Origin of the sequence: Cohnella sp. SGD-V74, assembly GCF_003001675.1 — a bacterium.
GTDB lineage: Bacteria > Bacillota > Bacilli > Paenibacillales > Paenibacillaceae > Cohnella.
In genome coordinates, this window is record NZ_PVYW01000020.1 from 39,503 (window position 1) to 65,389 (window position 25,887).

The window sequence follows — 25,887 nt, forward strand, 5'->3', positions numbered from 1 at the left end:
TCAACAAAAACCGGACGCCTCTCGGGCGTCCGAATTATCCGGTTACTTGGCCGGGGAAGTTGTTCCTTGGGACGTAAACAGCGCATCCAGCCGCGCGGCAAGCTCCTCATCCGGGAGCACCCGGCGGTGCGTATTCTCCAAGTAAATATACTTCTCCGTCTCGGGCATCAAATACTGCTTATACCATTGGAAGAAGTCCGGACTGTCGCCGTGCAGACGTATCCACCGCACGACCGTCTCGACGTTCTGGACCGTGCTGGCCACGTTCGTTAAGTAGTCCGCCGAATAGAAGCACTCCCATTTGCCATGCTCCGCCCGCCGCAGCTCGGCAATCCCTTCGCGATAGGCGTCAAGCGATCGCGCCGCGTACACGAACGCCGCCGGAGCGTCTCCTTCCCGGAACGCGCGATACGCCCGGCATAAGAAATAGAAGCCGCGGCAGCCGGAAGCGTGCAGGCGAATATGGAAGAGTAAGTGATCCTCGAATCTCGTCTTCTCGGCTTCCTCCATGCGGCCCAGCGTCTCGGCCGCCCGCGCCGCAAGCGACGCCCAAGCCGGAATCGCCTGCTCGCACAGCCGCTCGAAATGCTCGATTTGCCGGTCGAAGCCGGCTTCCCCGGTCGCCCACAGCAAGCCCTCGTCCGGTTTCGCCGCCTCCCCGCGGAGCCAATGGCCGACGATCCGGCGCGCCGGATGGTGATAGAACTCGTCACCGGCCTTATCTTCTTCGTGCGGGCCGTAGCGAATCGTCGTCTCCGCGTAATCGGCGAGCAGGCGCTCGATTGCCGCCCGCTGCGCCTCCGATTGCGGAAACAGCCTCGCGACGAACCGCTTCCTGTGCTCCTCGACGCCGGGGACGCCGGAGCCCCACAGCTCCGCAATCAGATCGAGCGTATAGAGATGCTGCCGGATATTGCCGCTGTTGATCAGCCAGTAATTGTGAGCACCTGCGCCAAGAGCCGCTTCAAGCTCGCCGCGGATCAGCTTGGCGGGCGACGGAAACAAGGTCAGATGATTGGAAGCCTGAAGATCGTGGAACGTCACATGGTAATAGATGCCGTGCGACTCCCCTTCCTTCGGAGCCGGCAGCGCCGGCACCCGGAGATTGACGTTGCCGTGGCGGCGGGACACCATCTTGCCGTAGCCGTTGTCCGCCCAGACGAGAATGACGCCCTCGGGCACTTGAATGTGGCCCTGCTTGTACAATTCGGCGATTTCGCCGTACATCGCCATACAGCATACCGGGTCGGCGACTTGCTCCCGGATCATCTCGTATTGCTTGCGGACAGCAAGCCCGATCAGATTGCCCCGCTTGTGCGGCGTGTCGAACGACGGATCGTTCTCCCAGAAAGGCGTGTCTCCTTGGCCGCGAAACGACAGCACCCAGACGACATTCCGATCCTTCTGCTTCTCGATCGCTTCCTCCCACAGCTTCTCGAATAGCCGGGGGTGCTCATGATAGCTCGCCGTAAAGCCTTCATAGGCGCGCAGGAACATTTCCGCTCCGAGCGGCTCCGCATGGTGATGCGTAATCCACAGTCCCATTTCAGAGGCAAGTTCGGCATGGATGCCCGACTTCGGAAGATCGGTGCCCGGAATGACCATATTGCCCCCGCAGCGCAGCAGCGCCTCGAACACCGGCTGCCATACCTCCGCCGTTGGCGGATAGGTCGGCTTCCAGCCGATCAGACACACCTCGTCGTTCACGAACCAGCCTCTGAAGCGCGTCCTCGGCCGCTTGGAGACGTAATCTCCGGCAGGCATCTCGATAACGTCCCTGGCTTGCGGCGGCAGATCCGCCCAGAACCAGAATGGGTCGACCCCCAGCACATGACGGCTGAAGTGCAGAATGCCGTAAACCAAGCCAAGATCGTCGCGGCCGACAATCTCCACGCTGCAGTCATTCACCGCGCTTATCGTGTACGCTTCCGGCCATTCCGGACATGCATCGCCGCCTGCCGCACAGCGAATACGGACGAGCGTTCCGCCTTCGGGCGCGGCTCGTCCCGTCAATGCGGGAGCTTGAAATACAGTCTCATGATCGCGATACAGCATCGCAAGCGCATGCCGCACAGCGCTCTTCGGGCGATCAGGCTCGCTGTATGTCGTCATTGCGTCAATTATAGGCATAAACTTTTTCTCCCCTGTCCGTCGTTAAGCGATCTTACCCTCTTCATTATAGAAAATAGGATAGACGCGCTTATGGGGGGAATGAACGCAGATCTTTCAGTATGTAACGAGCTTGGCTGAATGTCCGGCTCTCAGACTTAGACGGGCTTATCCCCGATGAGTTCTCTTCCTGATCCAAGTAACCGCCAGCAATATTAATGGGAAAATAAGCCCGTACAGCAATTCATATTCGAATAAATAGCGCCGATCCCACTCGATGTTCTCGACGACGTTCTCGTTCGACAAAGCCAAGCCGGCGACGATGACGGCGAGCGGAACGGCCACCCACGTTCTATCCCTCAATCCGAACAACTGGCATATGCCGCTGACCGCGCCGTGAAACGTAATCGTAATTTTCAGGAAGATGGCGGCCAATAAGATGACCGTAACCGACGCTTCCAAATTTTCGATGAGCGGGCCGATCCGGATGTCCTGCACCAGAATAAATAAAGGATAGGTTTCATGCGATGCCCGCGTCACACCAAGACAAGCGACCAAGAAAACCGTAATACAGCTCAGCAGCAGCGTCGAACTGATAATCCCCCAAACAAAGCCCCTTTTCTGCCTATTGCGGACATAGGGAACCACCATCAAGAGCACAACGCTCTCCATATAGGGAAATCCGATGATGTTCCTCGTTTCTTTCACGGTTGTCCAGAGATCGAGACGGAACGCCGGCTGCAAGCGCTCCGAGTCCCAGATCGGCAGCATAAAAACGAACATGAGGACAAACGTCAGCTTGATGATCGGAATCAGAATCTCGTTGGAGCGGGCGATCGTCTCCACTCCCTTGATGGAGGCATAGCACACGATGATCAAAATCATAATGTGAAAAACGGATATCGGCGTTCGATGCATAAACGTCGACTTCATGAAGTCGCCGAGATTGCGAACGACCCAAGCCGCCAATTGCACGAAAAAAACGACATAGCAAAAAGCGATCGCTCCGCCGACCCATCTGCCTCCCGCCTTCATGCAAATCTGGACCAAGCTTAACCCGGGATATTGCTCGGCCAGCTTCAGCCACAGGAGAGCGAGGACGATGCCGGCGGCCCCGGTCCAGAGCCAGATCATCCATGCATCCTGTTTGGCTACCGCGATCATCCCTTGAGGCCGCAGAAAAAAGGTGGTGCCCAGCAGTTGGATAAACGTCAACAAATAAAATTGCCACCCGCTGATCTGCGCTTTCTCCATGCCCTCCCGCCTTTCCTTTTCGCCGCGCGGCACCCTATAGTCCGGTCCTGTCGATGACCCAACCGATCCACAAGCTGATCTTAAACGGCCGTTCGAGGAGCGCCAGAATCCAGACGACGAATCCCAACAGCGCCAGTGTGACGAATACGGCGATTTCGTTCGGACGTTTTTTCAATCTCAGCATTAAGCCGACTGCGATCGCGAAAGAGACGAAGAAGATGACGTTAAACAAGATCATCGAATGCCCCTCCCCCTTCTATGGGTTGCCGCCCTTATACGGATCGATGATCGCGCCCATGTCCGTTACTTTGCAGCGAACCTCCGGCTCAAGCTTTGCCCGTTTCCACGCCTCCTGTTCGTTCAACGCCTCCCTCCACATCTCGCCTCTCTTTTTCCCCATCTGGTCCTCTATGCTCAGCAAGTCCCACCCCTTAGATCGGGACCATTCGAAAAAGCCGATTGCTTTATCCGCCACCTGGACGTTAAACGCCTGCTTGATTTGGTCCAAGCTGTCCATGGACAAGGCTTCGTTCTGTTCGGTATTGAGCAGCTTCAGCTCGGCATAGACGTTCAAGTGCAGGACGGGCCTGCCGCCCTCCATAGAAAGTTTCCTTCGCACTTTGAGCTTGCTCGCGCCGACATCCACGTTCTTCCCGTTGACCCTGATTCTGTCGTAGTACACTTTGGCTTCGTTTTTCATGAGATTGTACAGAGGGATTTGATCCAGCGACAGCTTCCCGATCATCCGATCCTTCTTGATGACGGCTCCGCCGCTTAACACCAGGCTTCCCTTATTGGCGTCGATATGCTCGTAGCGTCCCGTAGTAGAGGCTTGACCCGCGCCGCGCAGGGAAATGACGGGGAGAACGGTTAGGACGGAGGATTCCATATGCTCGACGACGTCTTTGATTCGTGATTTCGGATTGACTCTTCCGGATACTTTGTATTGCAGTTCGAACAAAGCGCGCAAGGAGCGCCCCGGTATCCTCTCAAACAGCGTATACGTATTCATGACATCCGCTATCGACGAATCCGTGATGACCAGGTCCAGATCGGTCCGACGATTCGTCTGCCGCTCGAGAAAGTTAAGATAAGAGTGCAGCCCGCGCCTCGCCATGCGTTCCGTCATCAAATACACTTGAAAATGATCCGGGAACAGATCCCGGGGCAGCACGTCCGTAGCCCCCAGCGCCAGCTCGGCAAGCGTCGGAGCCTCGACGCGGTAGGTGTATACCGGCGACTTGATGCCGGCGCCTTTTTGAGCGGCGAGCGCCGAAGGATTGACGATCTGATAATAGACGATCTGGTTGCCCGTCTCCGGATCGATATCCCCGCCGGCCAAGTTGCCGATCGCCAATTGGTTGATTTCCGTCATATCCCAACAGCCGGTTACCCCAAGCAAGCTGATCAACGACAGGATCAAGGCCGCTGCCTTCCCGCGCACGTCGTTCACCTTCTCCTTCTTCCCACCCGGTTCATTCGCGGGTAAGTTTTCATCCACGGCTGGGGCACACGCACCAAGATATCCTTCCAGTCCGAAAAAAAGGTCGGCGCGAGCGGAGCCAAATACGGGACGCCGAACGATTTCATTGAGGCCAAATGCACGATCGTAAACAGCACGCCGCACATAACGCCGTACAGCCCCATGAAGCCCGCCAGCGCCATATAGGAAAATTGCAGCAGACGTTGGGCGATCCCGAAGCTGTAGGAGGGCGACACGAAATTGGAGATGGCCGTCACAGCCACGACGATAACCATCGCCGCCGTGACCAAGCCGGCCTGAACGGCGGCTTCTCCGAGCACGAGCGCTCCCACGATCGAGATCGCTTGACCGGCTATGCGCGGCATGCGCAGACCGGCCTCCCGCAGCACCTCGAACGTGGTCAGCATCATGATGGCCTCCAGGAAGACCGGGAAAGGGACGCCCTCCCGCTGGGCGGCGATGTTGATCAGCAAGGGATTGGGAAGCAGTTCGTGATGATAGAGCACGATCGCGATGAACAGCGACGGCACGAAAATAGCCAACAAGAACGATAGAACGCGCAGCCAGCGCAGCAGCGTGGCGATATCCGCCCGTTGATAGTAGTCTTCCGGAGCGATAAAAAACTGAAAAAAGGTAATGGGAGCAATGAGCGCGAACGGGCTCCCATCCACCAGCACGGCGACTCTGCCTTCCAGAAGGTGCGATGTCACGACGTCGGGACGCTCGGTTCCGAGCAGCGTCGGAAAGGGGGTCAGAACTTTGTCTTGTATCCATTCCTCCACGTAGGAGCTGTCGATAATGCCGTCGGTCCGGATCGCTTGCAGTCGGTCGTTTAACGTCGACACGACCTTCTCGGGAGCAAGGTCCTGCAAGTACGCAACGATGACCTTCGTGCGCGTATTCGTCCCGATCTCGTATTGCTCGATGCGGAAGCCGGGATTTTTAAGTCTTTTGCGCAGCAGGGCTATATTCTGCCTGACGTCTTCCGTAAAGCCCTCGTGAGGACCTCGGACGGTCGTTTCCGTCTTCGGTTCGGACACTTCCCGGCGAACGAAATGGACGGCGTCCAAGAGCAGCGCCTTGTCCTCACGCGGAATCAACAATACGCAATAGCCTTCCAGAAGCGCCTTCACGCAATCGTCGAAATTCGAGGCCGATTTCGTGGGAATGGCCGACATGCTGCCGATCAAGGCTTGGGCCCGCTCCTTCGCATCGATCGAGCCGGGAAGGCTCTTGCCCTCGATTGCGAGGAAGGCCAGCCCCTTCTCGATTTTCTCTTTGTCGGCGATCGTTTCGAGGAACAGGTAATGGCCGAATAATTCGGAGGATATCGCAAAAGATTGACTCACCAGGTCAGGCGGACGATGAAGCCGCTCGGCCAGCTTGTCCGCCAACGCCTGCGGTTGAATATCCGATAACGCCTCCATGACGCGCACCCCCGATTATCCCGAATTCGTATTGGTTATCATCCCCAATTGCATTGGGGCTATGCGAATTGGCCTTCTGCAGAGTCTCTCCGGGCAGGATAATATGATCGGCTCACGAATACTTCATAAACACTATATTTGCATTGCGGCAGCAGTGAATCCAATATGGATTCATCCGCCAGTGTAAAAAATCAAATTACAGAAACCGAAAATGAAGAAAAAGCTCTAGTCGATAAATTCATGGGAAGATGGTTCAGTATTGATGATCCGCAAACATTCATAGAGCTAAAAGATAATATAGAGATCGTGGGAATAGAAGAATCAATCAAATACTCCCAAGGTGAATTTACTATTGAAGAAGTTAATATCCCAAATCAGTACATTGTTATACACATTTTCACAGAAGATTTTTCAGAAGAAAATAAAGATCATCATAAAGAAGAATATAGAAATAAACTTGAACTTCTAGATAATGACAAAAAGCTTAGATACAATTTTGACTACCTAAATAAGAATACTCAAACTGAATGGATAAGAATGTAAGGGAGGCCATCCAATGAACCTTGCTAATAAAATCACAATAGCTCGGATTTTATTAATTCCATTTCTACTCGTGTTTCTACAGCCGTATCCTGAATGGTTGGTAGACAACTCTCTTATTTTTGCTCACTTAAATCATTATGGGATTTATTATGCGGCAGTTTTGTTTGTACTAACGGCAGCCACGGATAAGTTAGATGGGCACATTGCAAGGAAGTACAACATGGTCACGAATCTTGGGAAGCTCCTCGATCCGCTTGCCGATAAGTTACTAATCTCAGCAGCTCTTATTATGCTTGTGTTTCTACATATGGTACCCGGATGGGTAGCCATAATTATCATAGGAAGAGAGTTGGTCATTACCGCAATCAGGTCAGTTGCATCTTCACAGGGAATTGCTTTGGCGGCTGATAACTACGGGAAGATCAAAATGGTATTTCAAGTGATCGCAATAACGGCAATTCTACTCAATAATTATCCTTTTGCATTTCTAACCGATGTTCCAGTTGATAACATATTGATGCTTATAGCTGTGGTACTAACTATTTACTCAGGGCTGAACTACATCATCAAGAACTTCAAAAAGCTTCAATTGATTTCTTAAAAGCATCACAGAATTGTAGTAATACCTCCTCCTGCCTATCCTAATTTGATATAATTAATTTAATATACGTCCCTCGTGCCTCCGGGACCAGGTTCGCAGGTCGGCATTGATACGTTGCTCGGAAAGGAATCGTTGATTCGGTATCCCAATCCTGGAGGAGGAGAAGTATTCAATGAGCCAAGCAACGCTGGAATTGATTCTTGATGAGCTGCGGAATTTCAGGTCGGAAGTCAATCAAGAGTTTGAGGCAGTCAGGTCGGAGATTGAGTCAGTTAGATCGGAGTTCCGTCAAGAGATTGAGACAGTTAGGTCGGATTTTAAAGCGGAGATTCAGAGTGTCAAGAAGGACCAGCAAACCATATTAACCCGGCTGAACAGCCACGAGAAAATGTATGCCCAATTGATCGGCATGGTCAAATCTGTCAAAGAAACGGTAGTGGACATCGCGAACCGGCAAGATACCTTGGAACGGAAGTTCACGTTTCAGTTCAACACGCACGCTGCAAGCATCGAAGTTCTCAATCGCGAACAGTTAATGATAAAGACAGAAGTCGAAATGTTAAAAAACCAATATTAAACGCAACCGGCAAAATCCGCTCAGGGATTTTGCCGGTTGTTTGTTTACCAGCTTCTACTGACGCAGATTCTCCGGAAAAATAGCGGAGAGGTCGATGCCCAGGCAGGGGACAGTCGGGGAGGTCAGCGTATCCCCTTCCGACAACGTCGCCGCCAGTTCGTAACGTCCTTCCCGCAGAACGAATTGGTCGACAGTCCGATAGATCGGATCGGCAAGCCAATACTCCTTGACGCCGAACTGCTCATACAGCGCTTTTTTCACCTTTTTGTCATGGCGGCCCGTGCTCTCGGACAGAATCTCTACCAGCAAATCCGGCACACCGAAGATGAATCCATCATGGATCATATCCAACCGCTCGCTCGCAATGTAGATGACGTCGGGCTGCACGATATTGTTTTCATCAAAATGCACGTCCATCGGCGCCAGCAGAATCTCTCCCTCTTGGCTGCACGAACTGTGGAAGGCAAGATAGAAATTCGTCAGCATTTTCTGATGCGCGTACTTGGGTGAGGACAGAAAATCATAACGTACCCCTCCGATGATTTCATAGCGCTCTTCAATCAGAGAGTAGGATTCCTGCTGTTCTTTTACCTTATCATTCCGAGAGCGTGCCGGGGGCTTGGATCGATTCATCGCCGCATCACTCCATCTTAGTTTCAGGAATCTGTCAAGCAGGCTCTTTTTACTGGTCACTTTCTAAAGTAAAAAGCCATATTTTCTCTTTCCGTGCAGAACTCTACGAATTTCAATAAATTCAAGATAAACAACGTAAAAGACTAAATAATTGTCAACTACTAGCATTCGGTAATTCAACAGCTGTAATCTTTTATCATTTGGAATCGGCCCACTGTGAGGAAAGTATGCAAGGGTTGATATTTTTTCATCAAACAGATTAAGGAGGTTTAGGGCAGCTGGAGGGTTATCAACGGAGATATACTCGATGATATCGGTAATATCTTGTGAAGCCGAAGGCAGGTATTTAATCGGCAACTTTTTCTCCATTAATACGACTCCTTAAAGTTTTCATAAGATCATCATGATCAATTTTCTCAACTGATGAATCTGCACTTTCTGTCTCGGCGACAGCCAGCTTTTGATACAGTTCAATAATTGCTTGCTGCTTCTCATACAATGCATGGCTCATTACTACCAGATCCTCATGTCCATTTTTTGTAATGAATACAGGCTCACCTTCAGAATGGCAAACTTCAGAAATGTAATTGAAATTATTTCTCAGATCAGAGATGGGCTTGATAATCGGCAATGAAATCACTCCCAGATGGTTTGTGTGCTGAATTTATTTTATCATAATTATGATAACCAATAAATATCGGGACAATCGCCTCTAATCGTATCGCTGCTGCTCCTACTGACGCAGATTCTCCGGGAAAATAGCGGAGAGGTCGATGCCCAGGCAGGGGACAGTCGGGGAGGTTAGCGTATCCCCTTCCGACAACGTCGCCGCCAGTTCGTAACGTCCTTCCCGCAGAACGAATTGGTCGACGGTCCGATAGATCGGGTCGGCAAGCCAATACTCCTTGACGCCGAACTGCTCGTACAGCGCTTTTTTCACCTTTTTGTCATGGCGGCCCGTGCTCTCGGACAGAATCTCTACCAGCAAATCCGGCACTCCGAAGACAAATCCGTCATGGATCATATCCAGCCGTTCGCTCGCAATGTAGATGACGTCGGGCTGCACGATATTGTTTTCATCAAAATGCACGTCCATCGGCGCCAGCAGAATCTCTCCCTCTTGGCTGCATGCACTGTGGAACGCCAGATGGAAATTCGTCAGCATTTTCTGATGCGCGTACTTGGGCGAGGACAGAAAATCATAGCGTACCCCTCCGATGATTTCATAGCGCTCTTCAATCAGAGAGTAGGTTTCCTGCTGCTCTTTCACCTTATCATTCCGAGGACGTGCCGGGGGCTTGGATCGATTCATCGCCGCATCACTCCATCTTAGTTTCAGGAATCTGTCAAGCAGGCTCTCTTTACCGGTCACATTGCAAGAGGATACACCATGGTAACGAATCTCTGGAAGCTTCTCAATGTAACTTTTTAATCATTTTAAAGTTAACTAACTTAGTACCCTTTCGTTCCACACACTGCGACTTAACTAATTTATATCCGTGATGTTCAAAAAATGATTTTGCTGTGATACTTGCGTCAGTATCCAGTTCAGTAAGACCCAATCTGCTTGCCTCGGATTCAAGTGCGTTTATTAATGATGAAGCAATTCCTTGCCTTTGAAAATCTTTGTGGACATACAGTCTATCCAAGTGTCCTTTTTGGGTCATATCAGAAAAGCCGACGATTTTGCCGTCGATTAGGGCAACAAATGTGACATTGTTACTCATAGAATCTTTCCAAGATTCCATTCTAAGCTCCTCATCATATTTGGATGCCCATGCATCAAGTTGCTCTTGCGTATAATCTTTCTTGTTTACAGAATGAACTGTTTCATAGAACAACATGACAATCTGACTAATATCCGATACATGGAACTTTCTGATTTCCACCATATATCCTCCATTGAAGTTATTTCTCAGATTAGAAATGGGGACGTTCACAAATCTTAAGAACACTTGCTGTAACCGCAGTTGCCGCAAGTTTTGCAACCCTCGACGTTCAGCAGAGAGGCCGAGCCGCAGGATGGGCACAGATCCTTCGAGGTGTAGGCGGCTATCGGCTTCTCCGATACGTAACCCGCCGAAGCGGTCGACGTCTCGGCCGCGGCTGCTTGCTCGTGATCCGAAGCAATCCCAGCATGCGCCTCCAGCGCTTGAGCGACGGCATCGGCGATCGACTCGACGCGGTTCGGACCGAAGCCGACAGCGCCGGAGCCTCCGATACCTTTCAAGTGCTTGACCAGCAATTGAACCTTGTCGCCATGATCCCCGTAGCGCAGGAACAACGAGCAGACACGTCCCAGCGCTTCCGCCATCGCGAACACGTCGGAGCCGGCTTTGCCCACGTTTAGGAAGATCTCTCCCGGCGTACCGTCCATGTCGTTAACCGTAATATAGGCCATGCCGAACGGCGTGTTGTATTTGTAGGTCGCCCCGCGAAGAATTTTCGGACGACTCTTGTACTGCTTGTCGAACACCTGTCTCTGCTGCGGAGTGACGCTCGAGTTCAGCGCAGTATCCAACGTCGCGGCCGGACCAGCTTCGGTTTGGGCGTCCGCTGCTGGCGCCTCTTCCGCCTTCTCCTCTTCCTTCTTCTCATCCTTCGCTGTGCTCAGCACTTGCACGTCCCGGCTGCCGTCGCGGTAGATCGTAACGCCTTTACAGCCAAGCTCGAACGCAAGCTCATATAATTCGGCCGTCTCTTCCACCGTAAAGTCCGAAGGACAATTCGCCGTCTTCGAGATCGAGCTGTCCACCCAGCGCTGAATGGCCGCCTGTACGCGAATATGATCCTTCGCAGACAAATCCATCGCCGTAACAAACCACTCGGGAAGTTCTTCTCCCGGGTGCGCATCCTTCCATTTCTGAGCGATTGGGACAAGCTGCTTGTCGAAGCCAAGTCGACTCTGACGGTAAAACTCAAAAGCAAAGTACGGCTCAATCCCTGTAGAAGTGCCGACCATCGTGCCGGTAGAACCGGTCGGAGCCTGCGTAAGAACGGTGACGTTGCGAATGCCGCGCTTGGCAACCGCCTCGCCCACTTCCGGGTAAGTTGCGACCATATTTTTCATAAACCCGCTTTGCAGGAATGGATCGGCCTCGAACGCCGGGAACGAACCTTTCTCCGCAGCGATCTCCGTTGAAGCGAGATACGCCTCGCGTGCCATAAAGCCATACAACTTGTCAAGAAACTCCAAGCTTTCCGGACTGCCGTAGCGGATTTCCAACTGGATCATCAATTCCGCGAGCCCCATTGTGCCGAGACCGACGCGGCGCTCGTTCTGTTGGTTTTTCTGATTTTCCGGGAAGTGATAAGGCGTCTTGTCGATCACGTTGTCCAGGAAACGAGTCGAGTAACGAACGACCTTGGACAGTTCGTCCCAGGCAACATCGTGCGCCGCAGCATCGTAAAACTTGGACAGATTAACGGCGGACAAGTTGCATACTCCCCATGCGGGCAAGCCTTGTTCCATTTTAAGTGTTATCCTACCGGCTTTTTATCCGATAGTTCTAACGGTTCGTGTTCCCGTTAGGTCGGCATATCTTTTCGCATCGCCAGCGCGATGCGTCGCGGCCTCGTGGACGGATTATATTCTGCATATCGCAGGTTCACCGTCTATGCTCTGCCCCTGACCGGACTTTTGGATTTCCGGCCTTCGGTTCGGATTAGCTTCTCAGCCTTCCCGCTTCATTCCGCGATTTTTAACGTGAGGCAAACTAGGCAACCTTACCACACGGATTCGTACAAATAATCGGGTTAAAGTACCAACTGTTGGACATCTGGTTGTAGTATTCCATGAACACGACGCCAGGCTCGGCGGACTTCCATGCGCTTTCGATGATTGTGTTCCAGACGTCGCGCGCACGAACCGTGCGATAATGTACGACTTTTTTGCCGCGCTGCTTCCATTTATCCAGATCGCCATCCCAGAGAATGTCGTACTCGGGGTCCTGCGAATCCGGGAACACCAGCTCCCAATCCGAGTCTTCCTTGACTGCCTTCATGAACGCGTTGCTTACGCAGACGGACAGGTTGGCGTTGGTCACCTGCCCCATCGTCTGCTTCACGGTAATGAAGTCTTCGACGTCCGGGTGCCAATCGTTGATCATTAGCATTAAGGCGCCGCGCCGACTATTTGATGTATAGAACCCGTTGCCGCAAAGCATGTGGACTTCATCAACCTCGAAGTCGTATACTTCGCTCATCCCTATTGGTTCGATCGACACAATGCGGTCGGGCATCGTAGTCAACATTTGTTCTACACGTTCCGCCAATGCAACCTGGCCATCCTCGTGAAGGCGATCTTTCACCCGAGTTAGCGCTCGAAATGAAATACGCGATTTCGTCGAATCCCATATCCCTTGATAATAACGCCCAGGAATGCGAAGCTGTCCCCAAACTTCACGAGGGTAACTATTGCCGTGATTGCGTAAGCCTGCATTTTTCTTGTCTTTATGGGACAACTCGATAAATTGGCTCATTCTCTCTTTGAACTCGGCCCCTGTTACGCAAAGGCGATGAATGGTTTTCCATTCTTGAGGGCTTCGATCGGTCGAATTAATATGCGACATGATGCCATTGGCAGCCAGCAATTGCTGGACGTCACGAAGCATTTCAAGACTGATACTATCGAATCCGTATCCTCCCTTGGAGCCGCGATCGCATCCATCCGCATCGAAGTATCCTGCTACGAAAGCTCCCATCACGCTCGACCGGGAGCGAAAGATCAGTTCGGGCACTCTAATGTCTTGGCTGCGGGCCTTCAACATTCGATTTTGCTCGAGCCAGTCCACCACGATTCGGGAATATACAGCTATATTTTTACAGGCTCCATCTCCTGCCTCTACAACCGGCTCAATTCCAAACAGTTCCCGTACCAATTCCACGAGGAAATCGCGAATGCCGGGACGATCGTCGGCAGTTGCGAGTTTGATCGCTTTCGGCGCCTCCCAATTGACTTTGCGCCCCCAATGTACGTATCCGTCCCCATAAAAGTAACCCATCAAGTAAGCCAAGCGTTCGTCAAGCAGCTTGGGCAATCTCACCGATTCGTTCAACATCGTGCTCATCTCGGAACGCGGGTACGATTCGGCCTGCAGCTGTACATAGGGAACTTCCTGCAAACCGTCTGCCAGCAAAGTCAAGGTTTCCGAGTCTACGGCCAAATCCCGCAATGGAATCGTCGTAACGGAACCGTTGCGGATAACTCCCATTTTGTGATCCTTTGTCACATCGACGGTAAAGCCGCGTTCCGTGGTCACCCGGAACAAAGGTTTGACGCCATTGCGAAAAGAGCAGGTAATCCGGCGCGGACCCAGATGGGTCAATGCATAAAAGCTCTCTCCATGATCCATGCGATCCGCAAGCTCTTTGGCAGGAATCAGACCGCGGTTCGTTGCGATACGCTCATTCGGTCCGAAGCACCCACCCTGCTCAATCAATCCCGTCGTATAGCTGAACAGTCCGCCCCAGGATACCGCGCCGCTGGAGGCGCCGTTCACGCCCTTGACGATTGAGCGGCGAGGACGAAGCGAGCTCAGGTTGATGCCTACGCCGCCTCCGCGGGCCATAATCTCCGTCATCTCCGCCAGCGTCTGCATAATACCGCCGCGGCTGTCATGAGGGGAAGGGATAACGTAGCAGTTAAACAGCGTCAGCTCCTCGCTGGCTCCTGCCCCCGCCGCGATCCGGCCCCCGGGAACGAGCTTCCAATCGTCGAGCAGCCAGCGGAACTTCTCCGCCCATACCTTTTGCTTCTCCGGCGTTTCTTCGACGGACGCCATCGCGTTCGCAAGCCGCGCCCACATCTCCTCCGGCGTCTTCTCGATCGTCAGCGTCAGCTTCTCGATCGTCGATTCGACCAATTCGCCGCTGCGAAGCTTGACGGTAACGTTCTTGCCCTCGCGCTTGACGACTTCCCCGACATCCTTGGAAGGAAACTTCGGGTCGTCCTTCGTCAGTACGAGCACGACGTCGCCCGCCTTCGTCTCCCCCGTGTCCGCGTTTTTCCAGGCGTAGCGATCAAGAAATATTTTCTCGCTCAGCCCCTCGAGACGTCTTTCCTGCATCGTTGACACTGCGACCAACTCCTCCAAAACGTAGTAGGCAGGGCACAATCCATGTGCAATCAGAAGGAAATGAAAATCCAGCGCTATATGTAAATTGTACAATATATTGTGCTCTCACGCCATTATACTCTCCTATATGTTGTATTTCCACTGACTTTACGACTACAAAATTTCTACCCCGGCGATCATTGCCAGACCAGCAAAGAGCCATCCGCGGAGCAGAAGACTGCCTGCCGGGATGGCTCCGAAAGCGTATTTGTTCTTACGGCGCAACGACTCTATTCCAACCTTTTTTACATCCGCGCCTCTCTGGAAATTCTCTTACTTCGACGACTGCAGCTCCTCCACATGAGCCTCGTAGGCCTCAAAAAGCTTGGCCAGTGCGCCCCGGATCGCTTCGGCATCCTTCGACTCGGCGACTTTGGCCAATTCGATCCGTCCCTGCAGCACGTCCCCCGAAGCGAACGTCGCCGCCGCAAGCGTTACGCTTCCCGTCTTGCCGGCGATCGCATGCTCGGCGTCGACAAGCTTGATCAGCGCCGGAGCGCCGGATTCGGCGGAGACCGCCTCGGTCGATACCGTGAACGCCGGCACGGAGACGCCCTGGATCGGAAGCGCTTGCGCCGTGCCGATATCCTTAATGTCGAACAGGACATCTCCTTCGACAGCTTCAAGCGTGATCGTTCCGGCTTCCGTTGCCTTGATGTTACCGGACAGGCGCCCTTCTGCGACCGCCCCCGCTTTCTCCAGCTTAATACTGACGACCGCCGGTTTCAGCGTTGCCTGCAGCGAATCGTACTTCGCCAGCAAGCTCTCCCACGCCTCGACCGTATCCGGCGCGTACTGCTTGGCAAGCTCCAGCGGATCCGGCAGCTTTACCGCCGCCAATGTTTCCGTCACGGCCGCTGCCTTAACCGAGCTCGCAGCGGTAACAACCGGCGCGGCATTCGAAGCGGGGTTAGAAGCGGCATTCGCCGCAACGGGACCGGCGGCGATCGCCGACAACATCAGTGCGGACAGGGCGACTCTTGGGACAATGCGTTTTTTTCTGCTGTTCATAGTGTAGAACACGCTCCTTGACGTTGAATTTGTTTTACAAGTACGAGTCTACCTGCCAACTGTGGCAGGACGTTGGTGAAATTGTGGAAAAACGATGGCACGAACCGCAAGCGAAAAACCGGTTGCTATAATGAAGTAACGAAAGGGGATCAGGATGATGGAAGATTATTTTATCGCCGTCGTGGACGACGACCTGCATATTCGCAATCTCGTAGAGGCTTACCTGGCCAAGGAAAACTTCCGCACGCTCGGACTGTCCTCCGCTGAGGAAGCCTGGATGCTCTGGCGCAACAATCCGCCCGATTTGTGGGTGCTCGATATTATGCTGCCCGGAATGGACGGCTACGAGCTGTGCCGCCGCATTCGGGAGGAAGGCGACGTGCCTATCGTCATCATCTCCGCCAAAGACGGCGAAGTCGATAAAATCATGGGACTGGAGCTGGGCAGCGACGATTACCTGGTCAAGCCGTTCAGCCCCAGGGAGCTGGTCGCGCGGGTGAAAAGGCTCCTGCACCGCTGGTACAAGCCGCGCCGGTCGGAAAGATCCGAAGAAGCCGTCTCCGCCCAGCCGGTCGTGGGGATCGGCCCGCTGCAGCTCCTGCCGGAAGAACGCCGCGCTTTCTGGGACAAGCAGGAGATCGATCTGACCTTCAAGGAATTTGCGCTGCTGCAGGTGTTCGCGGAGCATCCTAACCGCGCCTTCGCGCGCGAAGAGCTGCTCGTGCTCGTCTGGGGCGACGACTACTTCGGCAGCGACCGCGCGGTCGACCATCTGATCAAGCGCCTGCGCAAAAAAATCGAGCAATTGCCCGTAGAAGCGGTATGGGGACACGGTTATCGCCTGCGGACGGAAGGAGGAGGAGAAGCGTCATGAAACTGGTCCATCAGATCAACCTGGCATTCGGCCTGCTGCTCGTCGTTATTCTCGGCGCAACCGCGGTCATGATCCATTATGTGCTGCTCGATCATCTGATCGTCGCCCAGAAGAACGAGATGAAGACGCTCGGCGCCAGCGTGGCGACCACCCTGCGAACGCAAGCCGCGCCTTTGGGCGCAGCCGGCGCAATCGACGGCGTCGACGTCTTCGAGGCGACGGCCGTGCAGCTTACGGCGGGAGTGCAAGCCATCGTCGCGGACGAGCACGGCAACGTCTTGTCGCGGACGCTTCCGTTTCAGCCCGTGCTGACGGAGGCAGACGCGTCATTCTCCGCTTCGGAAGTCAAGGAAGGACTTCCAGCGATCAGCACCGAGAGCCTGCAGGCGCTGCAGTCCGGCCAGGATGACCGCTATATCGTCGAAGTCAGTGCGGTCCCGCAAGGCACGCTGACGCTCGTGACGCCGATGAGCAAAGTAAACGCGCTCGAACAGGCGCTGTTCGGGCGGCTGCTCGTCGTATTGGGCGCAGGCGGCATTCTGGTGCTGCTGCTAAGTCTCGTCATTACGAGAAAGCTGATCCGCCCTCTCATGAAGCTTCGGGAAGAGCTGAAGAAAGTGAAGGAACGCCGGTTCGCGGACGTTCGCAAAGTCCGGGCCGGCGGCGAGATCGGAGCGGTGGCGCAAACCGTATACGAGCTGGCCGGCGAACTGGACCGGTACGTCCGCGTGCAGAAGCTGTTTTTCCAGAACGCCTCGCATGAGCTGAAAACCCCGCTTATGTCGATCGCCGGCTACGCGGAAGGCATTCGCGACGGCGTATTCGAGGGCGACAGCGTGCACAAAGGGCTCGACGTCATCTTGAGCGAGAGCGGCCGGCTGAAGAAAATCGTCTCCGAGATGACGCTCCTCGCCAAGCTGGACAGCGAGGAGGACGTGTTCCATCCCGCATCCGTCCCCCTCAAGGAGCTGCTGGACGACACGATCGAGCGGGTAAATCCGATGTTGGCCTCCAGAGAACTGAGTCTGAAAGTACTGTACGAGGAGGAGGAGACGCCCGAACTCCTTACCGTACAGGCCGATCGGGACAAACTGCTGCAAGCGCTGCTGAACGTCGTCGCGAACGCCGCCAGACATGCCCGACGCTCGATCGAAGTGCGCGTCGGAACGAACAAAGACCAAGTTGTCATCGCGATCGCCGACGACGGAGGAGGCATACCGGAAGAGCTGCTCCCCCATCTGTTCCACCGGTTCGTCAAAGGAAAGGACGGCGAGAACGGCCTCGGGCTGGCCATCTCGAGAGCGATCGTCGAGCGCTGCGGCGGACGCATCGAAGCCGGCAACCGGGATGAAGGCGGCGCGATATTCTCTCTCCGTTTCCCCTCGCCGACAATGACCGCTGCCGGATAATCTCTTCCTCAAAGGTTCGGGGAGCCGCCCCGCGGCTCCCCGAACGGCTTCGGCCATCCCCGGCATCCTGTCTTCCCGAACGAATGGCAAGCCATTCCCCTCTCTCCCCGTTTCGAATCCCTCCCGGTTGCTCATACTAGAAAGTGGATACCAGCCGAGATCGCCGAGGAGGACTGCCGATTGAATACCTCTATTCCATCCGATACCGCCCCCCGCAAGCTTCACCCGCTCGTGGACATGCACGTAGACCGGAGCGCTTTCGAAGATTTGGAGCGGCGGGCGGAACGCAACGGCCCATGGGATGACTGGCCTTTGTACCAGCTTGCGTTGGAGGCGGAGGAAGCCAACCTCGTCACCGATTTCCACGCTTTGCGCTGCCTGTCGCTGCTCCCTCATTTCGAGCCGATGCCCCACCAGATCGACACTGCCCGCCGCGTGCTGCACGAGATGAGAGGCCGGGCGATCCTCGCCGACGAGGTCGGCCTGGGCAAGACGATCGAAGCCGGATTGATTCTTAAGGAATACATGATCCGCGGCCTCGTGAGGAAAGCGCTCGTGCTCGTCCCCGCCTCCCTCGTGCTGCAATGGGTGCGCGAGCTGAACGGCAAGTTCGACATTCCCGCCGTCGCCCAGCGCAAAGCCTATTCATGGGACAACGACATCGTCGTCGCCTCGATGGATACGGCCAAGCGCGACCCGCACCGGCAGACGCTGCTCGACGGCGAATACGATCTGATCATCGTGGACGAGGCGCACAAGCTGAAGAACAAGCGCACGGGCAACTATCAATTCATCAACGAGCTTCGCAAAAAGTACTGCCTCCTGCTCACCGCCACGCCGGTGCAGAACGATCTGTCCGAGCTGTACAACCTGATTACGCTGCTGAAGCCCGGCCAGCTCGGGGGCGAGGGCGACTTCGCCGCGAACTTCGTCGCGGATCGCCGCGTGCCGAAGAACGAATCCAAGCTTCATGAAGCGCTCGGCCAGGTCATGATCCGCAATCGCCGCAGCGACGGAGGCGTCGAATTCACGAAGCGGGTCGTCACCAACGTGCCGCTCCGCCTGTCCGCGGAAGAGATGGCGCTCTATGAAGGCGTAACCGACTACGTTCGCAAGCATGCCGCCTCGGAGAGCGGAGACATGGCCAGCATGCTGTCCCTTGTCACCTTGCAGAGAGAAGTCTGCTCCAGCCGCGACGCCGTATTTTTGACGCTGATCAACCTGTTCAAGAAGACGGCCGAGGACTCCCCGCTGCGCGCCCGAATCTGGGAGCTCGTCGAGCTGATCAAGCAGATCAAGTCGAACACGAAAGCCGAGAAGGCGATGGAGCTTGTCCGCAGCCTGAACGACAAGGCGATCATCTTCACCGAATACCGGGCGACTCAAGAATATTTGCTGAAGTTTTTCAGAGAGCACGATCTCGCCGCCGTCCCTTACCGGGGCGGGATGAACCGGGGCAAGAAAGACTGGATGATGGAGCTGTTCCGCAGGCGCGCGCAGGTGATGATCGCTACCGAAGCCGGCGGTGAAGGCATCAACTTGCAATTTTGCCACCACGTCATCAACTTCGACCTGCCTTGGAACCCGATGCGGGTCGAGCAGCGGATCGGCCGGGTGCACCGGCTCGGGCAGACGGAGGACGTCCAGATTTTCAACCTGTGCACGCTCGGCACGATTGAAGAGCACATCGTCCATCTGCTGCACGAGAAAATCAACATGTTCGAGTTGGTCATCGGAGAACTCGACGAGATCATTCAGCAGTTCGAGAAGGAAGACAATCTTGAGCGCCGTCTCGCCCAGCTCGTGCTGGAAACCGCAGACGGCGAGGAGTTGCGCAGAAAAATCGACGGACTCGGGGATACGCTGCTCGAGACGAAAAAACGGATGCAACTGGAGAACGCGACATGAATTCGAAACAGATCCATCGCTTCGTCGTTTCCTATCTGGAATCGAAAGAATGCCACTTTATCGAGAAGAGCCCCGGCGGGGTCACCGTTAAGCTGTCCCCCGACGCGGACCGTGCGCTGTCGAACCGGCCGTATTATTGGAGCTTCGTCGACCGGACCGGCACGCCCCCGGAGACGATGACCTATCGCTGGTCGTTCGAGAATCCGGCGATGTCCGACCGCATGAACGCTTCGCCGGTGTCCTACGTCATGACGGAATCCGGACGGATCATCCAGGAGGACGTCTACTTCGGCTCCAGGCGGCTGCACCAGCTGTTCGGCGTCGTCCAACAATCCGGGCGCTGCGTGACCTTGTTCGAGGAGCCTCCCCGCGGCCGGCTCGACCCGCTCGCTTCCCAAGCTTACACCGCTTGGCTCGGCGTCAATTTCAAAGTCGGCTACGAGTGCGACATGAAGCGGGAAGAGCTGTACCAGTGGGGCATCTCGCTGGCCACCGGCGTCATCGACGAGAGGTTCATGGATAAGCTGCGGGAGCGCAGGCTGACGCCGCGGCTTCCGGCCAACGTCCATCTGCTGAAGAACGGTCTGTCTCTGAGAAAAGGGATGGCCCAGCTCGAAGCGGCGCTCGAACGCAGGCTGCGCGCCGCCGATTTCTCCTGGGCCATGGAAGCCGAAGCGCGGAGGCAAGACGAACTGGAGAGAATTCGGCAATATTATGTTCCCATGCTGGAGCATATGAATCATCCCGACCAGAGCGAGCAGAAGGAAGCCGTCACCGCCAGATTCAATCAGCGGGAAGCCGAAATCGACTGGCAATACCGACCGCGCGTGAGCGTCTCGGTTCTGAACTGCGGCATCTTCCACCTGCCCGGCATCGATTAAGCGACGATACGCCGCAAATCGGCAAAATTAGAACCGCCGAGCACGGCGCATGCTGACACGTTCCAACACCTTCGGCGCCGCCCGTCGGCTACAATGGACAAGCGGCGCCAAGATCCAACCGGACGAACGTACACTATGAAACAGCGGGTGATAACATGATTTTCCTGAAAAGCCGTAACGGAAGTCGACTCAGATCAAGCCTTCGGTTCGCGGCGACGGTGGCCTTGTCGGCCCTCCTCTGGTCGAGCGCGATCGCGCTGCCCGCCTCCGCGGAAGTCGCGGCCGCCGAGCCGCAATCCAAGCTGGAGCGTCAAGTCGAGAGCTGGGTGGCGACGCTGTCCAAGCAGAAGCCGTTCCAGGATTGGCAGGCCGCGGATCCCCAGATTGCGGCGCTCGGCCCCGGCACCCATAGCTGGCTCGTCCTGTTCACGAAGGAAGGGCGCGACATCGGCTATATGGTCGTGCATGCGGTCACGGACGGCTCTTTCCAGCTCGGCGAGTACGGAATCGGTCCCTATTCCTTGTATTCCCTTCAGCAGCTCAAGCGCTCGCTGGTCTACAGCGGACTCCTATCCGAAGACGAGGTTGGCCTGATCGCCGCCGCCAAACAGTACGTGCACCCCTTCGCCGCCGCATGGGAAGTCCGCGTGGGAGAGCATGTCTATTGGCTCGACGCCAAAACGGCGGAGCAGCTTCCGGTGGACAAGCCCCAATGGACTTCCTTGTTCAGCGACGCTTCGCCCTTCCTTGGACAAGCCGCGTCGCCCGCCGTCGATGAGTTGAAGCTGAACGAACTGTTCGACGCATATGAGAGATTGCCTTGGCTCACAAAAGAGGCGCCATTCCCTGCGGAAGACGCCAAAAAGCTGCAGAAGCGCCTCGACAGCGGGAAGCCTCTGCGTTATGTAACGGAACCGTTCGGGGACGCGATGTTGTACGCGGCGCCGGTTATCGGCTACCAACGCTGGTCGAACGGCCGTATCGATATTGCGCTGGACATGGAAGGAACGCGCTTCATCCCTCTTGACGCTTTGCTCGAGGGCGGTCTCTTTTATCGTTAATTCGCGGACGAATTCGTTGAACGCGCCTCATGGCGCGTTTTGTTTTTCTTCTCCGCGCGATTTCCCCACCAGATCATCAGCCCCATCGGCGCCATGCCGAACCATTTGGTCAGCCACGGTTCTTTGATCCGCGGGGCGCTGATCTTCTTCTCGGCCTCTTCATCCTTGGGACGTTCCATGTAACTGACGACCCGCTCCGTTACGTATCGCAAATATTCCGATCCGTCCATTCATCTCGCCTCCTCCTCTCTAGCATGCCCGTTTCGGGATGCACTCAACCGTTCTGCATGGGGAACGGCAATTTGTGTCACGCTATAGAGCGGAGAAGCTTCGCATCGAGAACGGAGGAGACGGAATTTGTTATTTGCCATGCGTATCGTTATCATTGCCTGCAGCCTGCTGTTAATCGCGGGGGGGGCCGGACCCGGAACCGCGGAAGCCCATGATCCGCCCAACGTCAAACGCGCGCTTCCTACCGCCGACGTGCTGATCGATGCGGGACACGGCGGAATCGACGGAGGCACCCACTGGAACGGCATTCTTGAGAAAGACATCAATCTGGCCATCTCCAGGAAGCTCTACCTGCTTCTTCGCGCGCGCGGGCTTAAGGTCATCCTTAACCGAACGGGCGACTACGCGCTCAGCGACGACAACCGCTGGCACTTGAGCCGTTCGCGCCATCGGCGCGACCTGTCCCAGCGCCGCGGCTTGTCCGACGAGATCGGAGCGGCCCTGTTCGTCAGCGTTCACGTCAACTGGTCGCCCAAAGGAAGCAAGAGAGGTCCTCTGGTCATCCATCAGGCGGAAGGAGGCAGCGCACTGCTGGCCAAATTCATTCAGGACAGCTTGAACAGGCAGCAGAATAAATTCCGGCTGCCCCAAGTGGCCAATCAATATTACTTGCTGAATCGGGTTCAAGTGCCGAGCGTCATCGTCGAGACGGCTTTCCTCAGCGATCCGGCAGACCGGGCGATGCTGACTTCGATTCCCGGTCAGAACCGCATCGCCGCAGCGATCGCCAGCGGCATTATCGCCTACCGGCTGTGCAGTCCGTGAGCGGCGAAGGGCTCCGGAATCTTAAGCAATGCGGTCAGCGGCACGAAAGCCGCCTTGCCCTTCAGTTCGGGAATGGCGGAGCGCAAGGCGTCGGAGGTAGACATCCCTGAAGGTCCGACATGGCCGATGGCGATGCAGCGTTCGTTCTTGGCGAGCAGCTTCTTCACTTCCGCAAGCTGCTTCAGCACGTGATGCCGCGTATAGACGTCATCGAGGAACACGTCGTTGTGGAGCGTTTCCACGCCGACCTCCTTCGCCACCGTCGGCACGACCGTGCGATAAGACGTTCGACTGTCGAGAAAGATCAAGCCCTTCTCCTTGCACGTCTGGAGCACGATTCGCATCACCCGTTTGTCGGCGGTCGCCTTCGAGCCCATGTGGTTGTTCATGCCGATCGCATGAGGCACTTCGGCGATCGCCGCCTCCACCCTCCTGCGAATTTCCGCATCCGGCAAATCCGTCGTAATCGCTCCCGGACCGAGCCAGTTCCGCTGCCCTCTCATCGGCTCCATCGGCATGTGCACGATCACGTCGTGCCCAAGACGATGGGCTTCTTCCGCGTCCTTCTTCGTCGTCGGCAAGAACGGCATGACGGCCACCGTCAGCTTGATCGGCAAATTCAGCATTTGCTCCGTCCCCTTCATGCCGTTGCCGAAATCGTCGATTACGACGGCGATTTGACGCAGGCTCTCCCCCGATGCTCCGGGTTCGGGCGGCGCTGCGGACAGCGAATCGGACGCCGCCCCGTTCCATCCTCCCAGCAAGGCGATTCCAAGCGTAAGCTTACCGAGAAACATCTTTCTCATCCTCATGCGGCATTCTCCTTTGGCAGCTGCTGCTTCATTAGATCACTACCGCTTTAGTATGGGATGTTCTGGAAACGAATATTACATCAAAATCCCCGCCGGGCTCGGGATAGCCGGGCGGGGATCATCGTGATTCGTCGTTTACCGGGCGTCTTCGCGGCTGCGGCTGCGCATCCCCGCCAGACCGAACAGGCCGAGCAGACCGAGCCAGCCCCAGCTGAAGCCGGTTCTTGTCGTCGTCTCCATTCTTCTGACCGTGTTGTTCGCGCGAGTCGTCATGTTCGTCGTGTTGTTGTAAGGACGATACGCGTTCATTCGGGTCGAATCGTACGTGCCGTTATAGTTGCCGTTGAGGCCGAAGTTGCCGTTCGTATTATAAGTGCCGTAATTGCCGTTGTTCGCGCGATCGAATACGCCGTCCGTTCTTCCCGCGTTCGGGAAGTAAGTTCTCGTCGGCACGGGCGCGCCGTTCAGCGTCCTGCTGTCGCCGGAAGTCCCCGTCGTCCCCGTCGTATTCTCCGCGAATGCGGGAACGACGCACGCCAACGCAATACACATGCTCAATGCCAAACTAGCCGCCATTTTTTTCAAACCTGAACCCCTCCTTAAGCGATTTGATTGCCCTAATAAGGTGTCCCCGGCCTTTCAAAATATGCGATGAGGATCGTCGGCTGTCCAGCCATAAGCAGGAAACTCCGCGCGGCGCAAGCGATTGGAGCCCACTCGGGACGATCCGGCATGTGCTTTCGCCTGTTTTTGCCAAGATGGGTGAATGTACTGACCGTATCTTTATCCCGACATAAGCTACATACGTGACGATTGTCATAATAAACCGCAAGGTGGTGATAGACATGGGATATCCTGTTGCAGGTGATGTTTGCGGTCCTAAAGGCGGAGTTGCGGGAGCCGCGGCTTTCGCACTTGTACTCTTCGTCCTCTTGGTAATCATCTTGCGCGCCGGCTACTGATCGAAGAGAACAAATTCTCCCGCTGTCTTCGGTGTCGCGCCTACCGCGGCGGACCAAGGCGGCGGGCCTTGTTCTTCTTCTCGCCCGAGCCTTCTTCCTTGGACGCCAGCCATCTCAAGGAATCCGCGTAGCGCTTGGGCGAAAGGCCTTCCGTTTTTTTGAACAGCTTGCTGAAATAGTACATATCCCCGATGCCGACCAGGTCGGCGATCGCTTCGATCGAATGGGCGTTTTCCCTGAGCAGCCGTTTGGCCTCCCCGATCCGGATTCCCGTCAAGTACTGGGGCGCCGACAGCCCGGTCGCTTGCTTGAACAGCGTGCCGAAATATTTCGGCGACAAATTCGCCCGGCTCGCCAGCTTCTTCAAGTCGATCTCGGACGCATAGTTTTCCTTCATATATTGAATGGCGTCCAGCATCATATCGGCATGCGGGTGGCTGACCCGAATGCCTTCCTCGGTCGTCAGCTCGCCGTGAATGAGCCCGATCAGCTTGAGCATCGCCGCCTTCAGCCAGATTTGCGCGTCGGCTCTCGACTCCTCGAACACGCGGCACAGCTCTTTGAACGCCTCGAAGAAGTCGTGAACCCGCGCCGGATTCATCCTCTCCGGAATGTCCATGTCCGCCAGCTCGGCGTCGGGCCTCGCGCGAAGCCAATTCGCATCCGGTGTCCCCTCCTCGGATTTGCTGCCCAAATAAACCGCATAAGGGGAAAATTCCGCCGCCTCCCCCAGGAAGACGTAGTCGAAATGTACGGCAAAGCAATGCATCGGCTCCGACTGGGAGACGAGCATTTCGTTGGCGACGTGGGGCCGAATGTACAGCAGGTCGCCCGGTCCCATCGGGTGCGTTCTGTCCTCGATGCGCAGCGTCCCGGTTCCCTTCACGACGTAAATGAACTCGTGATCGTAAATGTAACGCTCAGGATTGCGCGAGCCCGGAGCAATGATGACCTCGTGCACGAAACGGACGTAAGGAGAGATCGTCCGATAATCCACTCTCGTCGACATAGCCATGCGCCGTTCCCTCCTACTTTTCGACCAATTCGCTTTTTTAACCAGTATAACATCTTGCATTCCGCGATCTATAAAGATTATTTCAATTCGACTTTTTTACAAAAATCTCGGAATTCTCTCCATCCTCACCTTCGGCTTCCGGCTGTAGGATAGAA

25 protein-coding genes and 1 pseudogene are annotated in these 25,887 nt (G+C 55.3%); 9 read left to right on the forward strand and 17 right to left on the reverse strand.

Going from position 1 to position 25,887, the window contains the following annotated elements:
- Window positions 1–42: 42 nt before the first annotated feature.
- From B0G52_RS26210 to B0G52_RS26230, 5 genes are all read right to left on the reverse strand, one after another.
- Window positions 43–2,130 (reverse strand): glycosyl hydrolase 115 family protein, encoded by a 2,088-nt coding sequence (locus B0G52_RS26210; protein ID WP_233163068.1) that lies wholly within the window; start codon window positions 2,128–2,130, stop codon window positions 43–45.
- Between the two features lie 147 nt (window positions 2,131–2,277).
- Entirely contained in the window at window positions 2,278–3,363 is a 1,086-nt protein-coding gene (locus B0G52_RS26215; RefSeq protein WP_094048822.1) for a GerAB/ArcD/ProY family transporter, read from the reverse strand.
- Window positions 3,364–3,397: 34 nt separating this feature from the next.
- Window positions 3,398–3,601 carry a hypothetical protein gene (locus B0G52_RS26220; protein WP_094048824.1) on the reverse strand — a complete coding sequence of 68 codons (204 nt, stop codon included), beginning with the start codon at window positions 3,599–3,601 and terminating at the stop codon, window positions 3,398–3,400.
- Window positions 3,602–3,619: 18 nt separating this feature from the next.
- Window positions 3,620–4,816, reverse strand: coding sequence for a Ger(x)C family spore germination protein (locus B0G52_RS26225; RefSeq protein WP_158223875.1), 1,197 nt, complete (start codon window positions 4,814–4,816; stop codon window positions 3,620–3,622).
- Window positions 4,813–6,273: a spore germination protein gene (locus tag B0G52_RS26230; protein WP_094048828.1), complete on the reverse strand. Its 1,461-nt coding sequence runs from the start codon at window positions 6,271–6,273 to the stop codon at window positions 4,813–4,815. Before B0G52_RS26230 ends, B0G52_RS26225 begins: the two co-directional genes overlap by 4 nt.
- Before the next feature lie 165 nt (window positions 6,274–6,438).
- Here B0G52_RS26230 and B0G52_RS26235 point away from each other — a divergent pair, with 165 nt between their 5' ends.
- From B0G52_RS26235 to B0G52_RS26245, 3 genes are all read left to right on the forward strand, one after another.
- Window positions 6,439–6,816 carry a hypothetical protein gene (locus B0G52_RS26235; RefSeq protein WP_094048830.1) on the forward strand — a complete coding sequence of 126 codons (378 nt, stop codon included), beginning with the start codon at window positions 6,439–6,441 and terminating at the stop codon, window positions 6,814–6,816.
- A 13-nt stretch (window positions 6,817–6,829) separates the two neighbouring features.
- Complete coding sequence (gene pgsA / locus B0G52_RS26240; RefSeq protein ID WP_094048832.1) at window positions 6,830–7,417, forward strand: CDP-diacylglycerol--glycerol-3-phosphate 3-phosphatidyltransferase; 588 nt, start codon at window positions 6,830–6,832, stop codon at window positions 7,415–7,417.
- Between the two features lie 172 nt (window positions 7,418–7,589).
- A complete protein-coding gene (locus B0G52_RS26245) occupies window positions 7,590–7,994 on the forward strand; it encodes a hypothetical protein (protein WP_094048834.1) in 405 nt (134 codons plus the stop codon).
- 54 nt (window positions 7,995–8,048) lie between these two features.
- Here the strand turns inward: B0G52_RS26245 and B0G52_RS26250 are convergent, their stop codons facing one another.
- The 8 genes and pseudogenes from B0G52_RS26250 to B0G52_RS26290 form a co-directional block, all read right to left on the reverse strand.
- Complete coding sequence (locus B0G52_RS26250; protein WP_094048836.1) at window positions 8,049–8,627, reverse strand: Uma2 family endonuclease; 579 nt, start codon at window positions 8,625–8,627, stop codon at window positions 8,049–8,051.
- Between the two features lie 63 nt (window positions 8,628–8,690).
- Window positions 8,691–8,996, reverse strand: coding sequence for a type II toxin-antitoxin system RelE/ParE family toxin (locus B0G52_RS26255; protein ID WP_094048838.1), 306 nt, complete (start codon window positions 8,994–8,996; stop codon window positions 8,691–8,693).
- Window positions 8,974–9,258: a type II toxin-antitoxin system prevent-host-death family antitoxin gene (locus tag B0G52_RS26260; protein ID WP_094048840.1), complete on the reverse strand. Its 285-nt coding sequence runs from the start codon at window positions 9,256–9,258 to the stop codon at window positions 8,974–8,976. The genes B0G52_RS26255 and B0G52_RS26260 overlap by 23 nt, the downstream gene beginning before the upstream one ends.
- Before the next feature lie 102 nt (window positions 9,259–9,360).
- The gene (locus B0G52_RS26265; RefSeq protein WP_094048842.1) at window positions 9,361–9,939 is read right to left on the reverse strand and encodes a Uma2 family endonuclease; all 579 of its coding nucleotides are present in this window, start codon (window positions 9,937–9,939) and stop codon (window positions 9,361–9,363) included.
- 103 nt (window positions 9,940–10,042) lie between these two features.
- The gene (locus tag B0G52_RS26270; RefSeq protein ID WP_094049043.1) at window positions 10,043–10,516 is read right to left on the reverse strand and encodes a GNAT family N-acetyltransferase; all 474 of its coding nucleotides are present in this window, start codon (window positions 10,514–10,516) and stop codon (window positions 10,043–10,045) included.
- 56 nt (window positions 10,517–10,572) lie between these two features.
- Window positions 10,573–12,096 (reverse strand): annotated as a pseudogene (locus B0G52_RS26275) (TSCPD domain-containing protein); the annotation flags it as partial.
- 247 nt (window positions 12,097–12,343) lie between these two features.
- Window positions 12,344–14,695, reverse strand: coding sequence for an LAGLIDADG family homing endonuclease (locus tag B0G52_RS36310; RefSeq protein ID WP_369827142.1), 2,352 nt, complete (start codon window positions 14,693–14,695; stop codon window positions 12,344–12,346).
- 321 nt (window positions 14,696–15,016) lie between these two features.
- The gene (locus B0G52_RS26290; protein WP_094048844.1) at window positions 15,017–15,754 is read right to left on the reverse strand and encodes a hypothetical protein; all 738 of its coding nucleotides are present in this window, start codon (window positions 15,752–15,754) and stop codon (window positions 15,017–15,019) included.
- A 154-nt stretch (window positions 15,755–15,908) separates the two neighbouring features.
- Between B0G52_RS26290 and B0G52_RS26295 the strand changes: the two genes are divergently transcribed.
- From B0G52_RS26295 to B0G52_RS26315, 5 genes are all read left to right on the forward strand, one after another.
- Window positions 15,909–16,628 (forward strand): response regulator transcription factor, encoded by a 720-nt coding sequence (locus B0G52_RS26295; protein WP_094048846.1) that lies wholly within the window; start codon window positions 15,909–15,911, stop codon window positions 16,626–16,628.
- The gene (locus tag B0G52_RS26300; protein WP_094048848.1) at window positions 16,625–18,037 is read left to right on the forward strand and encodes a sensor histidine kinase; all 1,413 of its coding nucleotides are present in this window, start codon (window positions 16,625–16,627) and stop codon (window positions 18,035–18,037) included. Before B0G52_RS26295 ends, B0G52_RS26300 begins: the two co-directional genes overlap by 4 nt.
- A gap of 237 nt (window positions 18,038–18,274) precedes the next feature.
- Window positions 18,275–19,945 (forward strand): DEAD/DEAH box helicase, encoded by a 1,671-nt coding sequence (locus B0G52_RS26305; RefSeq protein WP_094049045.1) that lies wholly within the window; start codon window positions 18,275–18,277, stop codon window positions 19,943–19,945.
- Complete coding sequence (locus B0G52_RS26310) at window positions 19,942–20,826, forward strand: YqhG family protein (protein ID WP_094048850.1); 885 nt, start codon at window positions 19,942–19,944, stop codon at window positions 20,824–20,826. The genes B0G52_RS26305 and B0G52_RS26310 overlap by 4 nt, the downstream gene beginning before the upstream one ends.
- A gap of 155 nt (window positions 20,827–20,981) precedes the next feature.
- On the forward strand, window positions 20,982–21,887 hold the full coding sequence (locus tag B0G52_RS26315) for a hypothetical protein (protein WP_094048852.1): 906 nt from the start codon (window positions 20,982–20,984) through the stop codon (window positions 21,885–21,887).
- Here B0G52_RS26315 and B0G52_RS26320 read toward each other — a convergent pair.
- The gene (locus B0G52_RS26320) at window positions 21,884–22,117 is read right to left on the reverse strand and encodes a YqzE family protein (protein ID WP_094048854.1); all 234 of its coding nucleotides are present in this window, start codon (window positions 22,115–22,117) and stop codon (window positions 21,884–21,886) included. The genes B0G52_RS26315 and B0G52_RS26320 overlap by 4 nt on opposite strands.
- A gap of 127 nt (window positions 22,118–22,244) precedes the next feature.
- Here B0G52_RS26320 and B0G52_RS26325 point away from each other — a divergent pair, with 127 nt between their 5' ends.
- Window positions 22,245–22,943: an N-acetylmuramoyl-L-alanine amidase family protein gene (locus B0G52_RS26325; RefSeq protein ID WP_233163072.1), complete on the forward strand. Its 699-nt coding sequence runs from the start codon at window positions 22,245–22,247 to the stop codon at window positions 22,941–22,943.
- On the opposite strand, the gene B0G52_RS26330 is transcribed toward B0G52_RS26325, so the two are convergent.
- The 3 genes from B0G52_RS26330 to B0G52_RS26345 all read right to left on the reverse strand — a co-directional run bounded on the left by B0G52_RS26330 (window position 22,922) and on the right by B0G52_RS26345 (window position 25,732).
- The gene (locus B0G52_RS26330) at window positions 22,922–23,749 is read right to left on the reverse strand and encodes a divergent polysaccharide deacetylase family protein (RefSeq protein ID WP_369827143.1); all 828 of its coding nucleotides are present in this window, start codon (window positions 23,747–23,749) and stop codon (window positions 22,922–22,924) included. The two genes, B0G52_RS26325 and B0G52_RS26330, sit on opposite strands and share 22 nt — an antisense overlap.
- A 141-nt stretch (window positions 23,750–23,890) precedes the next feature.
- Window positions 23,891–24,331 (reverse strand): WGxxGxxG family protein, encoded by a 441-nt coding sequence (locus B0G52_RS26335; RefSeq protein WP_198960735.1) that lies wholly within the window; start codon window positions 24,329–24,331, stop codon window positions 23,891–23,893.
- A 426-nt stretch (window positions 24,332–24,757) separates the two neighbouring features.
- Window positions 24,758–25,732: an AraC family transcriptional regulator gene (locus tag B0G52_RS26345; RefSeq protein ID WP_158223876.1), complete on the reverse strand. Its 975-nt coding sequence runs from the start codon at window positions 25,730–25,732 to the stop codon at window positions 24,758–24,760.
- Window positions 25,733–25,887 lie beyond the last annotated feature (155 nt).